This window comes from Caulobacter sp. D5 (assembly GCF_003185805.1).
Lineage (GTDB): Bacteria > Pseudomonadota > Alphaproteobacteria > Caulobacterales > Caulobacteraceae > Caulobacter.
Genome location: NZ_QHJY01000391.1, coordinates 1 through 1,667, shown reverse-complemented (window position 1 = coordinate 1,667; position 1,667 = coordinate 1). Strand labels below are relative to the sequence as shown.

The 1,667-nt window shown below is 67.1% G+C and carries 2 protein-coding genes; one reads left to right on the top strand and one right to left on the bottom strand.

Annotated elements, in window-relative coordinates:
- The coding region (locus DMC18_RS21780) for an SDR family oxidoreductase (RefSeq protein WP_110133305.1) at window positions 1–675 on the top strand (675 nt) is incomplete at its 5' end.
- A 199-nt stretch (window positions 676–874) separates the two neighbouring features.
- On the opposite strand, the gene DMC18_RS21775 is transcribed toward DMC18_RS21780, so the two are convergent.
- Window positions 875–1,667 (bottom strand): TonB-dependent receptor domain-containing protein (locus DMC18_RS21775; protein ID WP_146218168.1); only part of this gene is annotated, 793 nt, incomplete at its 5' end.

The window sequence follows — 1,667 nt, the reverse complement described above, 5'->3', positions numbered from 1 at the left end:
CGGGCCGGCGCGCGGGTGGCGGTGGCGGCGCGGCGGGCTGACAGGCTGGCCGCCCTGGTCGGCGAGATCGAGGCGGCCGGCGGCTCGGCCCTGGCGGTCTCGATGGACGTCGAGGACGAAGCCTCGGTGATCGCCGCCTACGACGCGGTGGAAGCGGCCTGGGGCCCGCCGAACTCGGTGATCGCCAACGCCGGGATCAACGTCCGCGCCTCGGCGCTGGATATCGCCATCGAAGACTTCGACAAGATCATCGGGGTCAACACCCGGGGCGTGTTCCTGACCGCCCGCGAGGGCGCGCGGCGGATGATCAGGGCCGGGGTCGAGGCGCGCGGCCGGGTGCTGCTGGTGGCTTCGATCGGCGCGCACAAGGTGCTGCCGGGCATCACCGCCTACTGCGCCTCAAAGGCCGCCACGGCCCACATGGGCAAGAGCCTGGCCCGCGAGTGGGCGGGCAAGGGTATCAACGTCAATGTGCTGTGCCCCGGCTACATCCGCACCGAGCTGAACGACGACTGGTTCAGCACCGAGGGCGGGCAAAAGCTCGTGTCGGGCTTTCCGCGCAAACGCCTGATGGAGACCTCCGACCTGGAGGCGACGGCGCTCTACCTGGTGTCGGACGCCGCGCGGGCGGTGACGGGATCGGTGATCACGGTCGACGACGGGCAGTCGCTCTGAGCGAGACCCTCCCCCTGAAGGGGGAGGTGGCCCAGAGGACCGGAGGGGGAAGTCCCTGCTGAATTAGAGGCCTCCTCTTCGCCGTAAGCCCTTCCCTCTCCGTCGGCTTCGCCGACACCTCTCCCTTCAGGGAGAGGGAAAGAAAAAACGCCCCCCGGGCCGAAGCTCGGAGGGCGCTCGTTCAGGTCAGAAACTCAGATCAACGCAGCTTGGCGCTGACCGAGATCCCGACGATGCGGGGCTCGTTGAAGACCGAGGCCATGTAGTTCTCGATCACGCCCTTGAGGTTCTTCTCGTTGGTGATGTTGCGGCCGAACAGGGCCACCTCATACGCGCCGCCCGGAGCCGAGTAGCCCAGCTTCACGCCGCCCTCGAAGTTGCCGTCGGAGTAGAACTCCTTGGTCTTGTAGAGGACGTAGTTGGTGTAGCCCTGCTGGTTCCAGTCGGTGGCCGCGAACAGCAGGCCGCCGTTGCCCAGCGGGATGTCGTAACGCGCGGTGAAGTCGATGTTGTACTCCGGCGCGTTCGGCAGCGGCTGGCCGTCGATCTGAGCGTAGACGTTGCCGTTCGACGTCGTGATCGTCGGGTTCTGCACGGTGCAGACCACCACGCTGTTGAGCATGCAGACCTGGGCGTAGACGCGCTTGTCCTTGATCTCGCTGTGCAGCAGCGAGAGGCCGGCGGTCAGGGTCAGGTTGGCGATCGGCTTCCACTGGGCTTCGGCTTCCATGCCGTAGGCCTCGGCCTTGTCGGCGTTGAACAGCACGCCGTTGCCGTTGCTGTCGTTGCCGTTCAGCTGGATGTCCTCGACCTTGTAGGTGAAGGCCGTGGCGTTCAGGCGCAGGGTGTTGTCCAGCAGCTGGCTCTTGAAGCCGGCTTCCCACGACAGGATCGTCTCGGAGTTCGCCGTCGTGAAGTCGCTGTTGAACACCGCCGAGCGGCCCTGGATGGTCGGGCCGCGGAAGCCGCGGGCGACGCGGGCGTAGCCGCTG